This window comes from Pseudoalteromonas agarivorans, from assembly GCF_024518735.1.
GTDB lineage: Bacteria > Pseudomonadota > Gammaproteobacteria > Enterobacterales > Alteromonadaceae > Pseudoalteromonas > Pseudoalteromonas atlantica.
Genome location: NZ_JANIGJ010000002.1, coordinates 452,636 through 475,542, shown reverse-complemented (window position 1 = coordinate 475,542; position 22,907 = coordinate 452,636). Strand labels below are relative to the sequence as shown.

24 protein-coding genes are annotated in these 22,907 nt (G+C 40.6%); 20 read left to right on the top strand and 4 right to left on the bottom strand.

What is annotated here, in order from left to right; genetic code table 11:
• Positions 1-85: 85 nt before the first annotated feature.
• Entirely contained in the window at positions 86-523 is a 438-nt protein-coding gene (locus NQT65_RS06535) for a DUF2721 domain-containing protein (protein WP_029773572.1), read from the bottom strand.
• 83 nt (positions 524-606) lie between these two features.
• On the opposite strand from NQT65_RS06535, the gene NQT65_RS06530 reads away from it, so the two are divergent.
• The 3 genes from NQT65_RS06530 to tsaD all read left to right on the top strand — a co-directional run bounded on the left by NQT65_RS06530 (position 607) and on the right by tsaD (position 2,724).
• Positions 607-966, top strand: coding sequence for a putative signal transducing protein (locus NQT65_RS06530; RefSeq protein WP_024034351.1), 360 nt, complete (start codon positions 607-609; stop codon positions 964-966).
• Positions 950-1,540, top strand: a complete 591-nt coding sequence (locus tag NQT65_RS06525; protein ID WP_256850751.1) for a YjaG family protein — start codon at positions 950-952, stop codon at positions 1,538-1,540. Before NQT65_RS06530 ends, NQT65_RS06525 begins: the two co-directional genes overlap by 17 nt.
• Positions 1,541-1,710: 170 nt before the next feature.
• Entirely contained in the window at positions 1,711-2,724 is a 1,014-nt protein-coding gene (gene tsaD / locus NQT65_RS06520; RefSeq protein ID WP_054983164.1) for a tRNA (adenosine(37)-N6)-threonylcarbamoyltransferase complex transferase subunit TsaD, read from the top strand.
• A 9-nt stretch (positions 2,725-2,733) separates the two neighbouring features.
• Here the strand turns inward: tsaD and plsY are convergent, their stop codons facing one another.
• Positions 2,734-3,342 carry a glycerol-3-phosphate 1-O-acyltransferase PlsY gene (gene plsY, locus NQT65_RS06515; RefSeq protein ID WP_024034349.1) on the bottom strand — a complete coding sequence of 203 codons (609 nt, stop codon included), beginning with the start codon at positions 3,340-3,342 and terminating at the stop codon, positions 2,734-2,736.
• Positions 3,343-3,572: 230 nt separating this feature from the next.
• On the opposite strand from plsY, the gene folB reads away from it, so the two are divergent.
• The 8 genes from folB to trmB all read left to right on the top strand — a co-directional run bounded on the left by folB (position 3,573) and on the right by trmB (position 9,732).
• Complete coding sequence (gene folB / locus NQT65_RS06510; RefSeq protein WP_256850750.1) at positions 3,573-3,932, top strand: dihydroneopterin aldolase; 360 nt, start codon at positions 3,573-3,575, stop codon at positions 3,930-3,932.
• The gene (folK, locus tag NQT65_RS06505) at positions 3,933-4,421 is read left to right on the top strand and encodes a 2-amino-4-hydroxy-6-hydroxymethyldihydropteridine diphosphokinase (protein WP_055252923.1); all 489 of its coding nucleotides are present in this window, start codon (positions 3,933-3,935) and stop codon (positions 4,419-4,421) included.
• Positions 4,418-5,218 (top strand): undecaprenyl-diphosphate phosphatase, encoded by an 801-nt coding sequence (locus NQT65_RS06500; protein ID WP_256850749.1) that lies wholly within the window; start codon positions 4,418-4,420, stop codon positions 5,216-5,218. Before folK ends, NQT65_RS06500 begins: the two co-directional genes overlap by 4 nt.
• 174 nt (positions 5,219-5,392) lie before the next feature.
• A complete protein-coding gene (gene mpl / locus NQT65_RS06495; protein WP_256850748.1) occupies positions 5,393-6,748 on the top strand; it encodes a UDP-N-acetylmuramate:L-alanyl-gamma-D-glutamyl-meso-diaminopimelate ligase in 1,356 nt (451 codons plus the stop codon).
• A gap of 1 nt (position 6,749) precedes the next feature.
• Positions 6,750-7,370, top strand: a complete 621-nt coding sequence (locus tag NQT65_RS06490) for a flavin prenyltransferase UbiX (RefSeq protein ID WP_004588542.1) — start codon at positions 6,750-6,752, stop codon at positions 7,368-7,370.
• Entirely contained in the window at positions 7,370-8,299 is a 930-nt protein-coding gene (locus tag NQT65_RS06485) for an ABC transporter ATP-binding protein (RefSeq protein WP_256850747.1), read from the top strand. Before NQT65_RS06490 ends, NQT65_RS06485 begins: the two co-directional genes overlap by 1 nt.
• The gene (locus tag NQT65_RS06480; protein WP_058548677.1) at positions 8,300-9,067 is read left to right on the top strand and encodes an ABC transporter permease; all 768 of its coding nucleotides are present in this window, start codon (positions 8,300-8,302) and stop codon (positions 9,065-9,067) included.
• A complete protein-coding gene (trmB, locus tag NQT65_RS06475) occupies positions 9,067-9,732 on the top strand; it encodes a tRNA (guanine(46)-N(7))-methyltransferase TrmB (protein ID WP_256850746.1) in 666 nt (221 codons plus the stop codon). The genes NQT65_RS06480 and trmB overlap by 1 nt, the downstream gene beginning before the upstream one ends.
• Here the strand turns inward: trmB and NQT65_RS06470 are convergent.
• Positions 9,729-11,609 carry a bifunctional diguanylate cyclase/phosphodiesterase gene (locus NQT65_RS06470; RefSeq protein WP_420875620.1) on the bottom strand — a complete coding sequence of 627 codons (1,881 nt, stop codon included), beginning with the start codon at positions 11,607-11,609 and terminating at the stop codon, positions 9,729-9,731. The two genes, trmB and NQT65_RS06470, sit on opposite strands and share 4 nt — an antisense overlap.
• Before the next feature lie 276 nt (positions 11,610-11,885).
• On the opposite strand from NQT65_RS06470, the gene panP reads away from it, so the two are divergent.
• Positions 11,886-13,514, top strand: a complete 1,629-nt coding sequence (gene panP, locus NQT65_RS06465) for a pyridoxal-dependent aspartate 1-decarboxylase PanP (RefSeq protein ID WP_004588537.1) — start codon at positions 11,886-11,888, stop codon at positions 13,512-13,514.
• A gap of 79 nt (positions 13,515-13,593) precedes the next feature.
• Here panP and argE read toward each other — a convergent pair whose 3' ends face one another.
• Entirely contained in the window at positions 13,594-14,745 is a 1,152-nt protein-coding gene (gene argE / locus NQT65_RS06460) for an acetylornithine deacetylase (protein ID WP_256850745.1), read from the bottom strand.
• A gap of 218 nt (positions 14,746-14,963) precedes the next feature.
• Between argE and argC the strand changes: the two genes are divergently transcribed.
• The 8 genes from argC (at position 14,964) to NQT65_RS06415 (ending at position 22,846) form a co-directional block, all read left to right on the top strand.
• Entirely contained in the window at positions 14,964-15,974 is a 1,011-nt protein-coding gene (argC, locus tag NQT65_RS06455) for an N-acetyl-gamma-glutamyl-phosphate reductase (protein WP_256850744.1), read from the top strand.
• Entirely contained in the window at positions 15,974-16,741 is a 768-nt protein-coding gene (gene argB / locus NQT65_RS06450) for an acetylglutamate kinase (protein ID WP_024034342.1), read from the top strand. The genes argC and argB overlap by 1 nt, the downstream gene beginning before the upstream one ends.
• A gap of 7 nt (positions 16,742-16,748) precedes the next feature.
• Positions 16,749-17,681: an ornithine carbamoyltransferase gene (locus NQT65_RS06445; RefSeq protein WP_024034341.1), complete on the top strand. Its 933-nt coding sequence runs from the start codon at positions 16,749-16,751 to the stop codon at positions 17,679-17,681.
• Positions 17,678-18,880 carry an argininosuccinate synthase gene (locus tag NQT65_RS06440; protein WP_004588532.1) on the top strand — a complete coding sequence of 401 codons (1,203 nt, stop codon included), beginning with the start codon at positions 17,678-17,680 and terminating at the stop codon, positions 18,878-18,880. The genes NQT65_RS06445 and NQT65_RS06440 overlap by 4 nt, the downstream gene beginning before the upstream one ends.
• Positions 18,881-18,931: 51 nt before the next feature.
• Entirely contained in the window at positions 18,932-20,797 is a 1,866-nt protein-coding gene (gene argH, locus NQT65_RS06435) for an argininosuccinate lyase (protein WP_004588531.1), read from the top strand.
• A gap of 310 nt (positions 20,798-21,107) precedes the next feature.
• Positions 21,108-21,317, top strand: coding sequence for a hypothetical protein (locus tag NQT65_RS06430; RefSeq protein WP_256850743.1), 210 nt, complete (start codon positions 21,108-21,110; stop codon positions 21,315-21,317).
• A gap of 574 nt (positions 21,318-21,891) precedes the next feature.
• Positions 21,892-22,371 carry a hypothetical protein gene (locus NQT65_RS06420; RefSeq protein WP_240452947.1) on the top strand — a complete coding sequence of 160 codons (480 nt, stop codon included), beginning with the start codon at positions 21,892-21,894 and terminating at the stop codon, positions 22,369-22,371.
• Entirely contained in the window at positions 22,355-22,846 is a 492-nt protein-coding gene (locus NQT65_RS06415; protein WP_138684400.1) for a hypothetical protein, read from the top strand. Before NQT65_RS06420 ends, NQT65_RS06415 begins: the two co-directional genes overlap by 17 nt.
• The last annotated feature ends 61 nt before the right edge of the window (positions 22,847-22,907 follow it).

Genomic DNA, 22,907 nt, shown 5'->3' with positions numbered 1-22,907 from the left:
TTGTAATGAAGTGAGGCATAAACGCTTATGGTTTTAGGTTATGCCATCGCTTTATTCTTGTTTAAGAATTTAGAAAAGTAAGCCGCTAAGGCTTACTACTTTTGTTAGTAAAGTTTTTAGTAATGCGGTTACTTAGGGGTTTGTCTTCAATACTTTGTAGCTCTATTTCTATGGCATCGCACGAAATATGAATTTCAAATAACGATGTTAATAACGAAAGGCTTAAGCACGCTAAACTCACCCCAAACAAAATAATGCCTGTGGTGTTAAATTCTATAAATAAGGCAAACATTGATAGCGTACACAATAAAAAAGACGCCACACCATACACTTGCATGGTGCGTATTAGTTTAATGCGCTTTCTTAAGTTTGTTATTTGAGCCACAACAACGGGGCGAATAGACTCACCTTCTCGTGAATTTAATTCTCGGATTAATTGCGCTAGTACTAAAAAGCGGTTTGTGTAAGCAAGCAGCAACAGTGAGATTGCTGGAAAAAGTAAACCTGGGGTAGTAAGTGTCATTGTTTTATCCTAAAAAGTTACCTGCTATACACTTTAGTAGAGTATCGTAGGATATTGTAAACACAAAATAATTGAGGTGATAATTGCAAAATATTAATACTCATAGTACTCAGCAAGCTTTTCAGTGGGTAACGCTCTACAAAGCAGATAACACATTAGAGGCAAATATAATCAAAGGGCTGTTATTAAGCGCGGGAATTGAGTGCCAAATTCAAGGTGAAATGCTTCAAGGCGCCTTAGGCGAAATCCCCTTTGAACAAACCCAAGTAAGTGTGCAGGTTTATTCGATAAAAGAGCGCCACGCGCGCGAAATATTGGTAAACTACCAACAAGTAAAACAATCAGCTCCAGATTGGGTATGCCCTAACTGTAATGAGCATAATGGATCAACATTTGATTTTTGTTGGTCATGTGAGACGTTAAGAAATGACAAAAGCGAATAACTTTCAACGTATTAGAGAGCTAAACTACTTACAAAAAGCGGTGTTAGCAAGTGCTTTAATTGAGCGTATGTTACCTAATTATGGTTTATTTAGTGAAGCCACCGGTTTTGGTGATGAAGCCTTATTACGCAGTGCGTTAAATGTTTGCTGGGAAAAAATATTACTACCAAAAAGTAAAATAGATCTCGAAAAACAAGTAGAAAAAATTGAGCCAAATGTACCTGAACTTGCCGACTTTGATATGTTTGGCACTTACCCCGCAATAGACGCTGCAACCTCGCTTTTGAGCCTAATGCACGGCTTGATGGGGCAAGACGAGCAAGAATTTATAAGCGTTAGTAAAATATCGCAAGCAACGGTGGCGCGTTTTATTGAATACCAAATGACGGTTGAAGGTGAAGTAGCCGACAATAAAGCTGTACGAGAACACCCATTAATGCAATACGAAATTGAAATTTTGAGTGAGCTAATCGACTTTGTAGAAAATATGGGCCGCGTGACTTCAGAAAACGTTAAGGCACTTAAAAAGCAGGCCGTTGTAGATGGGCAAACCAATATTGGTTTAGCGTTATAGTTGTAATTATTAACTGTGGTTAATTGCTCTCTAGCAATTTTAGCGTTTATTACGTTGAACTTAGTAAAAACCTTAGCTAGAGAATGATAAAATTAAATAGTTTTAAATATGTGTGTAAATCTCTTAACCACAGTGCAGGTTAAGCAGTAAATAAAGGCAGGAGAAGTAAAGTGCGAATTTTAGGCATTGAGTCATCGTGTGATGAAACCGGTATTGCAATTTACGATGATGAAAAAGGCTTATTGGCTCACCAGTTATACAGCCAAGTAAAAGTACATGCAGATTATGGCGGTGTTGTACCTGAGCTTGCATCGCGCGATCACGTTCGTAAAACCCTGCCACTTATTGACGCTGCTTTTGCTCAAGCCGGTTGTGGCCCTGAAGATTTAGATGGCATTGCATACACCGCAGGCCCTGGATTAGTGGGAGCGTTATTGGTAGGCACCTCTATTGGCCGCTCTTTAGCCTATGGTTGGGATATTCCAGCTGTTGCCGTGCATCATATGGAAGGGCATTTACTTGCTCCTATGCTTGAAGAAAACGTGCCTGAGTTTCCCTTTATTGCTTTGCTAGTGTCGGGCGGCCATACCATGATGGTAAAAGTAGCCGGTATAGGCCAGTACGAAGTATTGGGTGAATCTGTTGATGATGCCGCAGGTGAAGCATTTGATAAAACAGCTAAACTGCTAGGGCTTGATTACCCAGGCGGCCCTCGACTAGCTAAAATGGCTGAGCAAGGCGTTGCAAAACGGTTTGTTTTTCCACGCCCTATGACGGATAAGCCAGGCCTTGATTTTAGCTTTAGTGGCTTAAAAACAGCGGCTTCTATAGCGATTCGCGAAAATGATGATGACGCACAAACCAAAGCAGATATCGCCCATGCGTTTCAAACAGCAGTGATTGATACATTGGTTATTAAGTGTAAGCGTGCTCTTAAACAAACCGGGATAAAACGTTTAGTGATTGCCGGCGGAGTAAGTGCAAATACACAGCTGCGCTTACAGCTTGAGCGTGTTATGCAAGGTATGAAAGGACAGGTTTACTATCCACGTACTGAGTTTTGTACTGATAATGGCGCAATGATTGCCTACGCTGGTATGCAGCGCTTAAAAGCAGGCCAATTTGCCACACTCGACATGAAAACCAAACCGCGTTGGCCAATAGACAGCTTAGAAGCCATTTAGCATCAATAATTATTGATTTTTTTCATTAGTGGGTGCTTTTTTAGCGCCCACTTTTGGTTCTTCACCTTTAAAAAGGCGAATAATATTGGTGCGATGACGAAATATAATTAGCACGGTAATAAAGGTTACCGGTAGGGTGTAAAGCGGTTTAATCAACCACGTATACAGTGGAGCAAGCGACACCGTGACCAAAGCGCCTAATGAAGAAAAGCGCGTAATAGCAACCACAATAATCCAAGTGCTTATTAATAGCCCCGCCAACGATAAACCAATCGGCAATAAAGAGCCAAACGCAGTGGCTACCGCCTTTCCGCCTTTAAAGCTAAAAAATAGTGGGTACATATGCCCTAAGCACGCGGCAACGGCGACCAAACCAAGTGCTAAAGGCGTTAGGTCTAAAAAATAAGCCCCCCATACGGGGATGGTGCCTTTTAAAATATCAAACACTAATACTAAGCACGCAGGAAAGGCTCCACCTAAACGATACACATTGGTGGCACCTGGGTTATTTGAACCGCTGCTGCGAGGGTCTGGCAGTTTGAATAGCCGAGACACTAAAATAGCCGATGAAATCGACCCTAATAAGTAGGCTAAAACAAACAGTAAAATGGCTAACACAAAGTCCCTTATTTTTTAATTGCTATACCCATCGATAGCACTTTTACGCTATTATTGGCGGCACAATTTATCGTGAAAATTATTAACTGCTGTATTTAGCAGTTAATCTAGCTATTTGGCTATTGTAGAAGTAATTTTTACATATTTAAACACTGCTTAAAGCATATACAGTATTAATTTTATCAATGCATTGTATGCTTAGAGAGTGTTTATAGTTATTTGGAGTATCAATGGATAAGGTTTTTATATCTCAACTACACGTCGACACAATTATTGGAGTGTACGACTTTGAAAAAGAAAGTAAACAAAGCCTTTATTTTGATATTGAAATGCTCAGCGATATAAAGCCTGCAGCAGCAAATGATGACATTAATTTAGCACTCGATTATGCAAAAGTAAGCGAGCGAGTGATTGAGCACACTACGGCTAAGCCGGTTGAGTTACTTGAAACCTTAGTAGAGCAACTAGCAACTATTATATTAACCGAATTTAATACACAACAAGTAACAATTAGAGTGAGCAAACCGGCCGCTGTAGCGCAAGCAAACACCGTAGGTGTAGAAATAACACGCACACAGGCTATGAGCTAAATGGCGCAAATTTATATCAGCTTAGGCTCAAATATAAATAAAGCGCATTATATTCGCTGTGCGCTTGATGCACTTGAGCAACACTTTACAGATATTGTGCATTCATCTGTTTTTGAAAGCGAGGCAGTAGGGTTTAAAGGTAATAACTTTTATAACTCTGTGGTGGCTGCTACCACATCAATGCCGCTTGAGCGTGTATGTAAGTTATTAAAACAAATAGAGCGAGATAACGGGCGTAAAGCGGATGATAAAAAATTTAGCCCCCGTACATTAGATTTAGATCTGCTCTTTTACGATGACGTTATTTGCGACTCGCCAGCACAATTACCTCGCGATGAAATTACCAAAAACGCTTTTGTACTTCAGCCTCTTTGTGAAGTCGCCCCTAATTTTTATCACCCCGTTGCTAAGCAAACCATTGCTGCGCTATGGAGTGCGTATAACAACCCTCAACAAAAACTATGGAAGGTGGAGTTTTCTAACCCATGAGTATTTTAGAAATAATTATTTTAGCCCTGATACAAGGATTTACTGAGTTTTTACCCATTTCGAGCTCAGCTCACTTAATTTTACCTTCGCAAATTTTGGGATGGGAAGACCAAGGCCTTGCTTTTGATGTGGCTGTGCATGTTGGTACGTTAATAGCGGTTGTTATTTATTTTCGTAAAGAAGTGGCTGATATTCTTAGCGCCTGGTTTAAATCGTTTGGCGCCCAAGGCACCAACGACGACAGTAAACTTGGCTGGTGGATTATATTGGGCACTGTACCTGCTGCGTTATTAGGCTTATTGCTAAAAGACGTTGTTGAGCTGTACCTACGTAGTGCGTGGGTTATAGCAGCTACGACTATTATTTTTGGTTTATTACTTTGGTACGCCGATGCCAAAGGTAAGCAAATGAAAACAATTTATCAGCTTAACTGGAAAACCGCGCTGCTTATTGGCTTTGCTCAAGCGGTGGCTATGATCCCTGGTACCTCTCGCTCTGGCATTACCATGACAGCGGGTTTATTGCTGGGCATGAATAAACAAAGCGCAGCGCGTTTTTCGTTTTTACTCGCTATACCTATTATTTCTATGATGGGCCTTTACTACACAATAGAGTTGGCTTTAGGCGATCATGTGGTTGATTGGAGCACATTAATTTTAGGTGTAGTCCTTTCGTTTTTATCGGCGTACGCCTGTATTTTCATGTTTTTAAAAGTGATAGAACGAATGGGCATGCTGCCGTTTGTAATTTACAGACTTTTACTTGGCGTAGGCTTAATTGTATTTTTAACGCTGTAATTAGCTTATTACCAGCAAGCCCTCTTACTTAGGTAAGAGGGCTTTTTTATTTTATTAACGCTGTTTTAGCATCAGTGAATTGACGAGACGTGCATAGTCACGAAGCCTAAAATTTGGCATTATAGCGCCATTAAACTTCACAGACGTGCGAAGTACGAAAGGATTTAAAAAGTTATGCATATTCATATATTAGGCATTTGCGGCACCTTTATGGGCGGTATAGCGGCCATTGCTAAATCGCTTGGCCATAAAGTGACGGGCTCTGATCAAAATGTTTACCCGCCAATGAGCACTCAACTTGAGCAGCTGGGCATTGAGCTAACCCAAGGTTACGACGTAAAACAGTTAGAGCCAAAGCCAGACATGGTGGTTATTGGTAATGCCATGAGCCGAGGTAACCCCTGTGTAGAATATGTGTTAGATAAGGGCTTGCCGTATACATCGGGGCCAGAGTGGCTTAAACATAACCTATTGCAAAATGCTTGGGTGCTTGCGGTGGCAGGCACACATGGCAAAACCACCACAGCAAGTATGCTGGCGTGGATTTTAGAGTATGCAGGTTTAAAACCCGGGTTTTTAATTGGTGGCATAGTTCAAAACTTTGGTGTGTCAGCGAAAGTGGGCGAAACCCCGTTTTTTGTAATAGAAGCGGATGAATACGATACCGCTTTTTTTGATAAGCGCAGTAAATTTGTGCATTACTTACCACGTACACTCATTTTAAATAACCTTGAGTTTGACCACGCCGATATTTTTGACGATTTAAACGCAATAAAAAAACAATTTCATCACTTAATGCGTACATTACCTCATACTGGCAAGGTAATTTGGCCAAAAGACGATTTAGCACTTGATGATGTTATTAAGCAAGGGCTCTGGAGCGAAAGTGAAACCCTAAATGGTGATTGGCATTATGACTTGTTAAGCGCTGATGGCAGCCAATTTAATGTGCTTTTAAACAATGAGCTTCAAGGTACGGTTAATTGGCAAGCAATAGGCGAGCATAATGTTAAAAATGCCATTATGGCTATCGCGGCAGCGCGCCACGTAGGTATAGCCGTTGAGCATAGCATTGCAGCGCTTGAAGAGTTTATTAGCCCTAAACGGCGTATGGAGCTTAAAGCCGACATAAATAACATTAAAGTGTACGACGATTTTGCGCACCACCCAACAGCAATAAAAACCACGCTTGCGGGGTTACGTGCAAAAGTGGGTGATGAAAAAATTATTGCTATTTTAGAGCCTCGCTCAAACACCATGAAGATGGGTGTACACCAACATACGCTACTTGCTTCGTTAAGTGATGCCGATGACGTGCTTTTATTTGAGCCCGATAACCTAAATTGGTCTCTTAAAGCGCAAGCCGATAATGCCGGTATGCAGTGTTTTAATAGTACGCAAATGATTATTGGCACTGTGCTTGAAAATATCATGCCAAATCAGCACATATTAATTATGAGCAATGGCGGTTTTAATGGCTTACATCAACACTTAGTTGATGGTTTAGCTAAAAAATACAGCGGAGAATAATGTGCAGTTTAAAGATAAAATTACACTGGCGTTTAGTGGTGCTTCAGGCGCGCCTTACGGTTTAAGATTGCTTGAAGTATTACTCGCGCAGCAATTTCAAGTGTATGTACTTATATCAAGTGCTGCGCGCGTGGTGCTTGATACAGAGTCAAACATTAAACTCTCAGCTAATGAAGATAAAGCAACCGAGCAGTTAAGTGCTTTATTTAATGCCAAGCCAGAGCAGTTAAAAGTATTTGGTAAAGATAACTGGTTTAGCCCTGTAGCTTCAGGCTCTGCGGCCCCTAAAAAAATGGTAGTATGCCCGTGCAGTGCAGGGTCTGTATCTGCTATTGCGCTCGGAGCATCAGATAACCTACTCGAGCGTGCAGCCGATGTAGTTATTAAAGAGCGAGGGCAGTTAATTTTAGTGCCACGCGAAACTCCCTTTAGCGAAATTCACCTTGAGAATATGTTAAAGCTTGCGCGTTTAGGGGTCACTATTATGCCCGCTGCGCCTGGTTTTTATCACAAGCCACAACGTATTGAAGACTTAGTTGATTTTATGGTGGCGCGAATTTTAGATCATTTAAACATTGAACATAACCTAACTAAACGTTGGGGTTATGGTGAGGGTAAATAATGAATAAGCAAAATGTTGCTTTAAATATAGAAGGCCTGACCAAGGTTTATAAAAACGGTGTAGAGGCCGTGAAAGGTGTTGATTTAAAAGTTTTTGAAGGCGACTTTTTTGCCTTACTTGGCCCAAATGGCGCCGGTAAGTCGACCTCTATTGGTGTTATATCGTCCTTGGTAAATAAAACACAAGGTAAGGTGGAAGTGTTTGGTCACAACATCGATACCGACCTTGAAGCTGCTAAAGCGCATTTAGGCCTTGTGCCACAAGAGTTTAACTTTAGTCAGTTTGAAACGCTTGGCCAAATATTGGTAAATCAAGCAGGCTACTACGGTGTTACCCGCGCAGAAGCGCATAAGCGTGCCGATAAATATTTAACTCAGCTTGGCTTATTAGAAAAAAAAGACAAGCAAGCACGTACGCTTTCCGGGGGTATGAAACGCCGTTTAATGATTGCCCGTGCATTAATGCATGAGCCAAAGCTACTAATATTAGATGAACCCACAGCAGGGGTTGATATAGAGCTGCGCCGCTCAATGTGGGACTTTTTACGCCAAATTAATGAGCAAGGCGTAACGATAATTTTAACCACGCATTACCTTGAAGAAGCTGAGCTGTTATGTAAAAACATCGCCATTATTGATACTGGTCGTATTGTTGAAAACACCACTATAAAAGCATTACTAGCTAAGCTTGATAAAGAAACCTTTGTGCTCGATTTAAAACAGCCAGCACAGCCTGTCACCCTTGAGGGATACTCGTTTAGCATGCCTGATGAGCACACCATAGAAGTTGAAGTGGCTAAATCTCAAGGGTTAAATGCAGTTTTCAGCGCGCTAACCCAGCAAGGTAACACTGTTTTAAGTATGCGTAATAAAGCAAACAGATTAGAAGAGTTATTTGTAGGATTACTAGAGCAAGGGCGGGGCGAATAAATGTTTAAATATGGCGTAGCCTTAAAGAGTTTATGGATTAAAGAGTGTATTCGTTTTTTACGTATTTGGGTGCAAACCTTAGTACCGCCGGCGATTACGATGAGTTTATACTTTGTTATTTTTGGTAATTTAATTGGCTCACGTATTGGTGATATGGGTGGTTTTAGCTACATGGAATTTATTGTTCCGGGGCTAATAATGATGTCGGTTATTACCAACTCATATTCTAATGTTGCTTCTAGTTTTTATTCAACCAAGTTTCAAAAAAGTATTGAAGAGCTATTGGTTGCGCCTGTGCCTAATTACATAATTGTACTTGGTTATATGGGCGGCGGTATGACCCGCGGCATGATGGTGGGCTTTATTGTTACCTGTGTATCGCTGTTGTTTGTTGATATTCAAATACACAATATATTTGTAATTATGGCAACGGTAATTTTAACCTCAGCGGTGTTTGCACTAGGTGGTTTAATTAACGCTATTTACGCCAATAGTTTTGACGATATTAGTATTATCCCAACCTTTATTTTAACGCCACTAACATACTTAGGCGGCGTATTTTATTCAATTACGCTACTGCCAGAGTTTTGGCAAAATGTATCGCAAATAAACCCAATTATTTATATGGTTAATGCGTTTCGTTATGGCTTTTTAGGCGTGTCGGATGTTGATTTAAGTGTCGCGCTTGGCGTTATATTAGTATTTATTACGGTGCTATTTACTTTAGCGCTAACGTTAATTAAAAAAGGTGTGGGGCTTAGACATTAATGAGCGATGCAAATTCACGCAGTATTGTATCTAATCAGGCGGGTATACACGAAAAGCTTGATGAAATCGTTAACAAGCATTTAAACGCAGAGTTTAAAAAGCCTATTGCTGAGCACACTCAACAAGCGTTTGATGAAGTCAATGAGCAGGTTCAAGCTTTTAATGGACCGCTTATTATAGACTCATGTTGTGGAGTAGGAGAGAGCTCGGCTAATTTAGCTAAGCGCCACCCAGATGCATTAATTATTGGTATTGATAAATCGTCACACCGCTTAGATAAGCACGATGTTGAATATAAACAAACAGACAGCGGCCAGTACATTTTGGTCCAAGCTGACTTAAATGACTTTTGGCGTTTAGCTGTGGCTGCTAATTGGCAGCCTACTCATCATTATTTGCTTTATCCTAACCCATGGCCTAAATCTAAGCATATCCAGCGTAGGTGGCACGGCGCGGCTATTTTTCCGTTTATTGTTAAGCTAGGCGGTCGCTTAGAGGTGCGCAGTAACTGGGATATTTATGTAAAAGAGTTTGCCAGAGCGCTTGAACTAACGGGTCATCCGTGTGAGGTAACGCTGTATGAGTCAAACGAAGCAATTACTCCGTTTGAGCGTAAATACTGGGCCAGCGGCCAACAAAGCTATCGTTTAGTGATAGACCTTTAAACGGCCACTTCCTCTTGGCTTGATGAGTTAACATGTGGCGCTGGGTAAGCAAAGTAATTGCCTTGCATCAGTGCCACATCTACATTTTTAAGCGCATTTTCAATACTTACATTTTCTACCGACTCTGCCATGAGCGTTAAACCGAGTTGCTTTGCAGCATGAACTGTATGCTCAATAAATAAGGCTATATTTTCATCACTTACTGCTTGTTTTACTAATGCGCCATCGAGTTTTATACCGTTTACTTCAAGCTTTAGCGCATTCGAAATATTTGAATAACCACTACCATAACCAGTAATAATGACATTCACCCCTTTGGTTTTTACCATAGAAATAAACGTTTTAACCTCTAAAAAATTAGTAATAGCGTGTGACTCTAAAAGGCCAAGCGTTATGTTTTCTGGGTGCGGGTAGCGCTTAAGCTCGTTAGCAATGTATTCACTCAAACTAGGGTCGAGTATATCTTTATCGCTGATATTTAAGCTCCAGCATATATCTGTTTTTCTAAACCGCTCTATACACTGGCTAAATAGCGTGCGCGTTAATAGTCCGCCCATTCTTGAGCGGCTCACTACATTTAAAAATGAGTCGGGTTTTAAAATTTCGCCATTTTTAGTTACCATTCTGGCTAAGCATTCGTAATGTACTACTTCATTATTAGTGGTGTGAAACATAGCCTGAAAATAAGGCACTATGCGGTTGTTATCAAATGCTTCTTGAACCTCTTTGGCAAGGCTTACATTGTATTGATATTGGTTTTTTACATCGCTCATTACTTTTGAGTAGCTAACAACCTTACCGCGGCCATGTTTAGCCTGAAGCGTTGCAATGTGCGCGTTTTCAATCAGTAGTGATTTATTACCACTGGCGATACCTGCACAGTAAGTTATATAAATAAATGGGTTTGTTAATACCGGGCTGTTTGCGTTATACGACTCAACTAAATCGCTCAGTTCGCTGCTTTTAAAGCTTTTAGGGGTAAGCACGGCAATTTTATTGGTAGCAAGGCGATACACCTTACAGCTTTGCGGGCTGCGACTTTGATAATGACTGAGCAAGTTTTTCATTACGTTGTCGCCAACTTGAGTGCCATAAAAGCTATTAATATCTTCAATTTCGTTCACCCAAATAATGGCAAGCTGCATGTGGTGTGAATTACTCTTTTTGATAAAGTACTCAAGCGCAATATGATTGGCAAAGCCCGTACTGGCATCTGTTGCTAGGGTACGCTTTAACAAATATATATAAATAGCTGCAACCAGTACCGCAATAAAAAAGAAAAAACACGCCGTTATTATGGCTTTAGTGACGCTGTATTGAAGCTTTTTATTTAAATCATCTAAGGTTATGTCGGCACCCGTAATGTAGGTAGTACCATATTTATCTACAAAGGGAATAAAAACAGTTTTAAAATCACCCCATTGGTCGCTAGATTGCTCAAAAACAGGCTCGGTTGAATAAAACGCGCCCCTGTTAATGTCGGTGGCCTCTGGGTATAAATCAAGAAATTGCGTAACCCGCGCATTTTCTTGATCGTCTTTAGTGTAGCTGGATGAGGTAAAATAAACTTTGTTATCGCGCATGATCATCGAATAAACGTAAGCTATATCAATCGCTTGTGCAAGCTCTGAGAGTTGTTTGCTTTTAGTTTGGTAAACCGAAAAACCAATATCGTAACCTTGGCTAATTCTATCGTGGTAACTTTGCCCTAAAATATGTTTTACGCTGGTGGCGGCATTTAGAAGGCGCTCATCGACAGCGTGCATTATTTCGCTACGCGCTGAGCTATAGGTGTAATAAACATAGACTAATAAACTGACCAAAAACAATGTAAAGCCAGCTATAAACCACTTCCCTTTTAATTTCCCTGTGAGCATACTTGTCCCTTATTGTTACACATATTAAGTATACGCATAAATGCAATTTGCCCAAAACTAAAATGTGACTTTTTAATAAAATCCTATTATTGAAAATTTTTTACAATATTTGTCATCCGTTTAGTCGCTTTTATGGCTTAAAGGGAGACATTTTACTTATATTGCAGTAAAGTTAGCGCAATTTTTAAAAGAAGCACGCTGCTTATAATAGCGCCATAGTTTGGCATTTTTAACTGTTAAACGCGTGTTTTAGCTACACACACACTAGGTATAAAGATGGATCAAAAGCGTTGTGCCGTCGCCTCTAAAGAAAGCCTTAAGCGTATATTTACTGTACCTGAAGCGCCAGACTCAACTTTAAGCAAAATTGAGCTTGAAATTTCGAGTAATTTAGCAGGGTTTTTAAACGAAAATATAGCGGCAATTGAAAAACCATTACACGAAATTGAAAAAGATTTTCAGGCTGCGGTGATCCCAGAAAACCCAACGTTTGTATCTGCTTACGCCCAAGATATTATGGAGCAGCTAGTTGCCCATTCGGTACACACGGCTGCGCCTAGCTTTATTGGGCATATGACATCGGCTCTTCCGCATTTTTTACTACCGCTTTCAAAATTGATGGTAGGGCTTAATCAAAACCTAGTAAAAATAGAAACCTCAAAAGCATTTACGCCCCTAGAGCGCCAAGTGCTTGGCATGATGCATCATTTAGCTTACTCGCAAGATGAGTCGTTTTATTCTAAATGGATGCACAGTGCTAAAACATCACTCGGTGCTTTTTGTTCCGGTGGTACAGTTGCAAACATAACGGCACTGTGGATTGCGCGTAACCGCTTATTAAAACCCGACGGCAGCTTTAAAGGTATTGCCGCTCAAGGGCTCGTAGCCGGTATGCTGCATTATGGCTACAAAGGGCTGGCCGTTTTAGTGTCGGAGCGAGGACATTATTCTTTAGGTAAATCAATTGACTTACTAGGCATCGGCCGTGAAAATTTAATTGGTGTAAAAACCTGCGAAAATAACAAGGTTGATGTGAATGCCATGCGCGAAAAAGCTTTAGAGCTTGAATCGCAAGGCATAAAAGTTATGGCGATTGTTGGGGTTGCTGGCACAACCGAGACCGGTAATATCGACCCTCTTGATGATATGGCCGATTTAGCGCAGCAAATAAACTGCCATTTTCACGTTGATGCAGCGTGGGGTGGGGCAACGCTTTTATCGCAAACGCATCGCCCATTATTAAAAGGAATTGAGCGCGCAGATTCAATTACCATTGATGCACACAAACAAATGTATGTGCCAATGGGCGCAGGCTTGGTGTTATTTAAAGACCCAACTGCTACGGATGCAATAGAGCACCATGCAGAGTACATATTACGTAAAGGTTCAAAAGATTTAGGAAGCCATACACTCGAAGGCAGCCGCCCAGGTATGGCTATGTTAGTACATGCTTGCTTACGCGTTATTGGCCGCAAAGGCTACGAAATGCTTATTGATCGTAGTATCAAAAAAGCACATTACTTTGCTGATTTAATTAAAGCCGATGAAGACTTTGAGCTGATTTCAGAGCCTGAGCTGTGTTTGCTTACATACCGCTATGTGCCTAAACAAATTAAACAAGCCATAGCCCAAGCAGATGCCGCAACACGGTTAGAAATTTTCGCGTCGCTCAATCGCTTTACTGCCAGTATGCAAAAACGCCAACGTGAATCAGGGCGCTCGTTTGTATCGCGTACTCGCTTAACCCCTTCAAAGTACGATAATCAGCCGACGGTGGTATTTAGAGTGGTATTGGCTAATCCGCTCACATCGGGTGTTATATTAAAAGAGATTTTAGCTGAGCAAAAAGAGCTTGCTAAAACAGACCCTGTATTTAAAAAGTACTTAAGTAAGTATATGCAGTAACGCCTAGGTATAAACTAAAACAAAGGCGCCAATGGGCGCCTTTGTTATTTTTGCTGTGAGTTTTAATACAGTCTTCTTTTTAAGCGTTAAAGCAGTTTGCCCTAATAATGTCAGTTATAATTTTTTGCGATGGGTTTATTTTCTCCATTGCTAAAAATTCATCAGGTTGGTGGGCTTGATTAATTGAGCCTGGCCCCATGACTATTGTTTCACAGCCAAGTTGCTGAATAAACGGAGCTTCTGTGCAATAATTTACTGCAACGGCTTTTTCTCCTGCAATTTTTTCTGCCATTTTAACGAGTGCGCTATCAGTGCTGCCACTAAAAGCTGGAATGGGCTCGTGTAAATCAATTACGCTCACTGCGCTTGGGTATTGCGCGTTTATATCGCTGGTGGCATCAATAAGTAAAGCTTGTAAGTCTTTAATGCTTAACCCTGGGAGCGGGCGCATGTCTATATGCATTTCGCAGCAGCCACAAATTCGATTTGCGTTGTCGCCACCATGAATATTACCTAAATTTAAGGTAGGGTAAGGTATTTCAAAATGTTCAACTGAATATTTATTCTTTAACTGCTCTTTTAAGATCAGCAACTTTGTAATCACTTTATGCATGACTTCGATGGCGTTAAGACCACGTTCGGGATCGGAACTATGACCTGAACGGCCAATCACTCTTATAGCCGTGCTCATATGTCCTTTGTGAGTAAATACAGGAGTCATATCAGTAGGTTCACCAATAATACAACGCGCAGGTTTTAAATTAGGATGCTTACAAATTTGCTGCGCTCCCGCCATGGTGGTTTCTTCATCGGCAGTGGCGAGTATTAAAATAGGTTGTGTTTGCTGTTTTATATCAAGCTCACTAATAGCTTGTAATACAAAAGCAAAAAAGCCTTTCATATCAATACTACCTAACCCATATAAGTTATTGTTATGTTCAGTGAGTTTAAACGGGTCGTGGTTCCAGCGGCTATCGTCAAACGGTACGGTGTCTGTATGGCCTGCAAGCATTAAGCCGCCATCGCCTTCTCCCCGCTTAGCAAGTAGGTTGTATCGGCCTTTCCCACCTTCTAACTCTATAATTTCGCAAGTAAAACCTAAACTTTCGCACCAACGTGCTAGCAACTCTATTACCTCTTTATTACTCATACAAAGTTCATCTTCTATTGCACTAATAGAGGGGGCAGCAATGAGTTGTTGGTACATAGAGATAAATGACGGCAAAGACATAAAAAAATCCAAAATAATTATTCAATTTAATTGCATAACAATATAAAAGTATTTATGATGAATATCAATTCACTTTTTAAGCATAAATATATTAAGTATAGCCATGAAGATAATGCGACGATAATCAACATTTCATTGAGAAAAGTATTAGCTAGCATCTAAGCTAGTGTAAGCGAACACCACACCTATTTAGTAGTAAATTTATAAACGAGTAAAAAATGAATGTAGCGATTATTGGCGCAAGCGGTTATAGCGGCGCAGAATTAGCAAGCTTAGTTGCTAAGCACCCTAATTTAACGTTATCGGGCTGTTATGTCTCTGAGGGAAGTTTAGATAAACATAAATTATTAAGTGATTTATACCCAGAGCATAGAAACCTTCTTGATATTCCTCTACTACCACTGAACGAATCAGCATTTGATGACATAAATTCAAGTGCCGATTACATCTGCTTATGTACTGATCACAAAGTAAGTGTTGATTTAGCCCCGCAGTTTTTAGCAATGGGTAAAAAAGTATTTGACCTATCAGGTGGTTACCGCCTTGCTAACAACGACGACTATGTTACTTACTATGGTTTTGAGCACCAACATCCTGAGTTATTAAACGAAGCAGCCTACGGGTTAGCCGAATGGAATAGCAGTGCAATTGCCAATGCAAATCTTGTGGCAGTAGCCGGCTGTTACCCAACCGCTGCGCTTAATGCGTTAAAGCCGTTGCAACAGGCAGGCTTGTTGAGTGATGAAAAAGTGATTATTAATGCTGTTTCAGGTGTTACTGGCGCAGGGCGTAAAGCCAGCGTAGGTACTCACTTTTGTGAAGTATCGCTTGCCCCATATGGTTTATTTAACCATCGTCATGGGCCTGAAATTGAACAACACCTTGGCCACAAGGTGTTATTTACACCGCACTTAGGTAACTTTCCGCGTGGAATTTTAGAAACTATTTATGTACAGCTTAAGCCAGGCGTTACCAAGGAAAACGTATCTGATGCTTATCAAGTACTTAAAAACGAGCCGTTGATTCGTTTGTTAGCTGATAAAGTGCCATCTATTAAAAGCGTGGTAAAACAACCCTATGTTGATATTGGTTGGCAGCAGCAAGGCTCTCAACTGATTGTTATGGCAGCGATAGATAATCTATTAAAAGGCGCTGCGGGCCAAGCCTTGCAATGTATTAACTTATCGATGAATTTAGATCACACCACTGGCTTAAAAGGAGCCTTTTAATGAGCACTAAAACGTGGGTAATTAAATTAGGTGGTGCTGTACTTAATACTGAAAACGCGGCAAAAGCTTTGTTTGATGTATTAAGCGCTGATCAAAATAATCAGTTTGTTATTGTTCATGGTGGTGGCTCGTTAGTTGACACTTGGCTAAAACAAGCAGGCTTTGCTAGTGCAAAGCACCAAGGACTGCGTATTAGCCCAAGTGAGCAAATGCCTTACATAGTGGGGGCGTTGGCTGGCTGTGCAAATAAGCAGTTGGTAAGCCAAGCTATTAATGCAGGCCATAAACCTGTTGGCCTTTGTTTGTATGAAGCCGGAGTTATGGCGTCTCAAAAGCTAAAAGCGCTTGGGCAAGTAGGTAAGTGCGAAAGTAATGATGATTCAATTGTTAACGATTTACTTAAACTTGGTCGGTTACCTATCGTGAGCTCTATTGGGTTTGATGAGCAAGGTAACTGGTACAACGTTAATGCTGATGAAGCTGCCGCAGCGATTGCTAGCAACTTAAATGCAGAACTTATTTTTATGACAGATGTAGAAGCGGTACTTGATGCAAACAAGCAGCCGTTACATCAACTTGACACAAAACACATTGATACTTTAATTGATGAAGGGGTAATTTTGGGCGGAATGGAGGTCAAAGTTAAGACCAGCCTGCACGCTGCCCAACATTTACGACGCGGTGTGTATATTTCCAGCTGGCAAAAGCCAGACAATTTAACTGCTTTGCTACAGGGCGAGCATGTCGGAACAAAAATTACACCATAGGGTTATCATGTTAGAGAATTTTTTAACGGGTCTAGAATTAGACCAACAAGGCGCACTAAATTTACTAAAACTAGCGCGTGATTTAAAAGCAAAGCCAGAAAAATACAGCCAAGTATTAGCGGGTAAGTCAATTGTTACCTTATTTGAAAAGCAAAGTTTACGTACGCGTTTATCGTTTGATATTGGTATTAACCGTTTAGGCGGCCACGCTGTGTATTTAGATCAGCAAAACGGCGCTATGGGAGCACGTGAATCTGTAAAAGACTTTGCACTTAATATTTCTACGTGGGCTGATGGAATTGTAGCGCGCGTAAACCAGCACAGCACGTTAACCACCTTAGGTGAATACTCTAGTGTACCTGTAGTGAATAGCTTGTGTGATTTATATCACCCGTGCCAGGCATTGGCTGATTTTTTAACGCTACAAGAAGTACACGGCGATGTAAGCGAGCTAAAAGTGGCTTACTTAGGTGAAGGTAACAACGTTACTCATTCACTTATGCTATTAGCGGCAACGCTAGGTACTGATTTTGTTGCTGTTACACCAAAAGGCAGCTCGCCTGATTCGCAAATTCTAAAAAAGGCTGAGCAAATTGCTGCAATGAACGGCGCATCAGTAATGGTAAGCGACCGTGTAGAAGCCGCTGTAGGCGCTAATGTTGTATATGCAGATACGTGGGTGTCTATGGGCGATGATACGCCTCTTGAGCAAGTTAAAGAAAAATACATGCCATATCAGCTAAACCAAGCATTGCTAGAACAAACAGGTGCGACTACGGTATTACATTGCCAACCGGCACACCGTGAGTTTGAAATTACCTCTGAGGTAATGGACGGCCCAGCATCAAAAATTATTCAACAAGCAGAAAATCGCATGCATGCGCAAAATGCTCTGCTAGTTACATTACTAAATCCAAATTTTGTTAAGGAACACCTATGAGTTCAATTAAAAAAGTCGTTTTAGCCTATTCAGGTGGTCTTGATACTTCAGCTATCGTGCCATGGTTAAAAGAAAACTACGGTTGTGAAGTAATTGCCTTTGTTGCCGATGTAGGCCAAGGCGCTGAAGAGCTTGAAGGCGTTGAAGAAAAAGCAATCGCATCAGGCGCATCTGAGTGTTACGTAGTTGACTTAAAAGATGAAATGGTAAGTGAATACATTTACCCAACGCTTAAAACGGGTTCTATTTACGAAGGTACTTATTTATTAGGTACGTCTATGGCGCGTCCTATTATTGCTAAAGCGCAAGTTGAAATTGCACGTAAAGTAGGTGCCGATGCACTTTCGCATGGTTGTACTGGTAAAGGTAATGACCAAGTACGTTTTGAATCATGTTTTGCAGCACTTGCACCCGATTTAAAAGTAATTGCACCATGGCGTGAGTGGGATTTATCAAGCCGTGAATCATTATTAGATTACTTGGCTGAGCGTGATATTCCGTGTTCTGCTTCAGCAACAAAAATTTACAGCCGTGATGCTAACGCATGGCATATTTCGCACGAAGGTGGCGAGCTTGAAGACCCATGGTGTGAGCCTAGCGACCAAGTTTGGACCTGGACTAACTCTCCTGAGCAAGCACCCGATAAAGCTGAGCATGTAACGCTTACGGTTATTGAGGGTGAAGTAGTTGCCGTAAATGGCGAACAGCTTAAACCTTATGACTGTTTAGTTAAATTAAACGACATTGCTGCGCCACATGGTGTTGGCCGTGTAGATATTGTAGAAAATCGTTTAGTAGGCATGAAATCGCGCGGCTGTTACGAAACACCTGGTGGCACCGTTATTATGGCGGCACTGCAAGCCATTGACGAGCTAGTACTTGATAAATCAAGCCGTAAGTGGAAAGAAGTACTGGGCGGTGAATTTTCGCATTTAGTCTATGACGGTCGTTGGTTTACACCTCTTAAAGATTCTATTTTAGCCGGTGCAGAAGCGCTTTCTACACTTGCTACAGGTGAAGTTGTACTTAAGCTTTACAAAGGCCAAGTGACAGCCGTTCAGAAAAAATCACCTAATAGCTTATACAGCGAAGACTTTGCTACATTTGGTGAAGACGACGTATATGACCAGTCACATGCTGAAGGCTTTATTCGTTTATTCTCGCTTTCGAGCAGAATTTCAGCAATGGCTAAAAAGTAAATTATTTATAGCCCCTTGTATAAGGGGCATTACAGGGTTTGGAGAGATTTCATGGCATTATGGGGCGGACGTTTTTCTACGGGTCCAGATGAGGCGTTTAAACAATTTAACGACTCACTTCCGTTCGATTATCAGTTAGCAGAGCAAGATATTATTGGCTCTGTGGCATGGGCAGGTGCGCTTGAGCAAGTAAATGTACTTACAAGCGATGAGCACACTAAGTTGGTTGCAGCACTAAATGAACTACTTGAAGAAGTAAAAGCAGATCCACAAGCAGTGGCAACCTCAGGTGCAGAAGACATTCACTCGCACGTAGAAGCTGCACTAATCGAAAAAGTAGGTGATTTAGCTAAAAAGCTACACACAGGCCGAAGCCGTAATGACCAAGTAGCCACTGACTTTAGATTATGGTGCCGAGATACTGCCGATCATTTGCTCGGTGCAATTGCTGCACTAAAAGCTGAGTTTGTAGCGTTAGCTGAGCGCGAGCTGGGCACTATATTGCCAGGCTACACTCATTTACAACGTGCTCAACCTGTACTATTTAGCCATTGGTGTATGGCTTATGTAGAAATGCTAGAGCGTGATGAAAGCCGCTTGCAAGATGCCAAAGCGCGTTTTAATTTTTGCCCTCTAGGCAGTGGCGCACTAGCAGGTACTGCCTACCCAATTGATCGCCAAGCTTTGGCGCAAGGCCTAGGCTTTACTGGCGCAACTAAAAACAGCCTTGATGGCGTATCTGACCGTGATTTTGTAGTAGAGCTTTTAAGCTGTGCCTCTATTTCGATGATTCACTTATCACGTATGGCTGAAGATTTAATATTTTATAATTCTGGTGAAGCCGGGTTTATAGAGCTTGCTGATAATGTTACCTCTGGCTCATCGTTAATGCCGCAGAAAAAGAACCCTGATGCACTAGAGCTTATTCGTGGTAAAACGGGCCGTGTATTTGGCGCGTTTAGTGCCATGATGATGACCTTAAAAGCACTCCCTCTTGCGTACAACAAAGATATGCAAGAAGACAAAGAAGGTCTTTTTGACGCTATGCCAACTTGGCTTGCCTGTATTCACATGGCGCAAGCGTGTATTAAAGGCGTAAAAGTAAACGGCGATAAAACGCTTGCAGCGGCAAAAGGCGGCCATGCTAATGCGACAGAGCTTGCAGACTACTTAGTAGCTAAAGGTGTGCCATTTAGAGAAGGCCACCACATTGTGGGTGTACTTGTGCAGCTTGCTATAAGCGAAGGTAAAACCCTAGAGGAGCTTTCGCTTGAGCAGTACAAGTCAGTTAATGACGTATTTGAAGATGACGTTTACCCAGTACTTGAAATAGATGCCTGTATTAAAGCACGTCAAGCGCTTGGCGGTACATCTATTGAACAAGTTACTAAAGCGGTTAAAGAAGCCAAAAAAAAACAGCAAATAACGGTTCGTGATGCAAATTTAGATGATGTTGAAGATATTGCTAGGCTGATACAGCACTGGGCTACGGTAGGTGAAAACTTGCCGCGTGCTAAAAGCGACATGGTGCATTCAATTAACGAATTTGCAGTAACGGAAATAGACGGCAAAGTGTCGGGATGTGCATCGTTATACATTTACGATACGGGGCTTGCTGAAATACGCTCTTTAGGCATTGATCCACAAAGCGCGGTAACTGGGCAGGGTAGGCAGCTTGTAGAGCACTTATTAGCAAAAGCCAAAAAATTGGCGCTTAATCGCGTTATTGTATTAACCCGTGTGCCAGACTTTTTTGAACAGCAACGTTTTACTTTTTGTAGTAAAGAATCGTTACCAGAGAAGGTAATGAAAGATTGCGAACTTTGCCTTCGTAAAGAAAACTGTGACGAAGTAGCAATGGAATATATTTTAAAGCCAAGTACACGTGCGGAGATCCCGTGTAAATACGTGGCTTAAATTCCCTGGATATAAAAAACGTACGGTTACCCCTGTACGTTTTTTTATGTGTATAATAAGCTGGTCAGATGAGTTTGGGGTGCGAGTTTTCACTTTAGTTGCAAGGGTTAACTTAAGGCTTAGTGTGAATAAAATACCTTGTTAGCATATATTATGGGTATGTCAAAAAATCTTGGCACGCTGGTTGCTTTGTATAAGTCAGATAGCAAAATAGCTATCACTGCTTAAAACAGGTAATGCAATTACCTACATGATGGTGTGATTAAAAGTTGCGCCAAATAATATTAAAACTTATACAAGGATCAATCACATGCAAGTTTCAGCTAATAGCCAATTACAAATGCAAGCATACAATAAAACACAACAATTACAGCCTGCAGCGGAACAAATTGCTAGCCCTAAAACCCTACAATCTGATACAGTAAGTTTCTCTCACGAGGCGATGAGTGCTGCGAGTGCAGATATCCAACGTAATGGTGCTGCAATACTGTCAGGTGGTTCAGGTACTCGCCCTAAGTAATTACAAGGTCTTGAATGTTTTTAGCTGAGTTTTTTGGTCTGTTTTCGTTGTCAGCCTTTTCAATGTGGGCTTTTTTGATGGCGTTCTTCTTCAATATCTTTATATATACCTTAGATATTAAAAGGAATACTACACTACTGCTCAGCTCTTTCATTATGATGGTTTCGTATACTGCTTCGGATTATATTTTTACTTGGTTCTCATATTACGACACTACTTATTTCGATTGGGCTGTATACGATCTATCTACGATCTTATGCTTAATCATCGCTTCATTAATTATTAAAAAGACTACACCTTCTTTTTTATACTTACTCTTAGGTCTATCTATAAATTCTATATTTTTCTTTTTGATGTATTTAGATGTTTATATTAATAAAAATCTAGAACCTTGGTGGTTTTGGAGTCTTTATCAGTTTGCAGTAAATATTATAGATATGCTAATGGTTATAGCTCTTATTGTTGATAGGGACTTTTTAGGTCTACACGGTATAAAAAGAAAATTAACTCGATTGTTTAAATCGAGAAAAACACAGCCCACGACCTAGCTTAAATGTACTTATCTGAAGCCCTAATGGATTATGTAGCGGCTTTCTCCCAATGGGGCTTTTTAATGGCCTTCCTATTTTGTTTGGTCTCCAGCATAAACAAAGAAAATAAGTCACCAGTTTACCTATCTGCGCTAATGCTCTGCTCATATATTTTTGGCGGCTATATAAGATTGTTAGATAACCTATATCTTAATTGGGCGTTCTACGATTTTATTACAATTGTAGCGCTGCTCTCTTTGCAGTACTTCAATGTTTTTAAACGTACCAAAGCTTTCCTGTTCCTCGTTTTGGCTTTAACTGCTAATGCCGTACTTACGTTGCTTTTGTATTATGACTTATATGTTCTATATAACTTTGAGCCATGGTGGTACTGGAGTGCCTACTCCATCGGTGTGAACCTTATCGATGTATTAATGATGCTTTCATTAGTGGTTAACCACCGAATGGTAAATCCCTCTCAACCCGTTATTTTAAATAGAGGGGAAAATGACAGTAAGTTATAATTACGCAATTTATCTTGGAGCAATTGTACAATGGGGTTTTTTGTTTGCATTTTTGCATGCATTAGCAAACTCGATTAACAAGCCAGATAAAGAGCTTGTATATATCTCACTTGTTATGTGCATTTGCTATTCGGGAAGTTTGTTCACTGATTATGGGCAAACTACTTATTTAGATTTTATTTTATTAGATGCATGTACATTACTTGCTCTACTCTTTTTAAAGCGCTTCAAATTTAAATCATACCCAGTAGCGTATTATTATGTCACTACAGGATTATGCACTAATATTATTTTTAGTTTTTTAATGCACCTAGATATGACTTTTTCAAAATATTATGAATATTGGTGGTTTTGGTCAGTATTTACGGTTGTGGTAGGAAGTGTAAATATTTGTATGATCATAGTGTGCTTTATTAACCGAGATTTTTTAGGTCTTGTTAGGTTTAAAAGTTGGTTTTTTAATAGAACTTTGTAATTAACAATAATTGTTAAAAAGTTTAGTGTTAAGTCAGGTTGTTTAGTAAATGGTTGTTTTA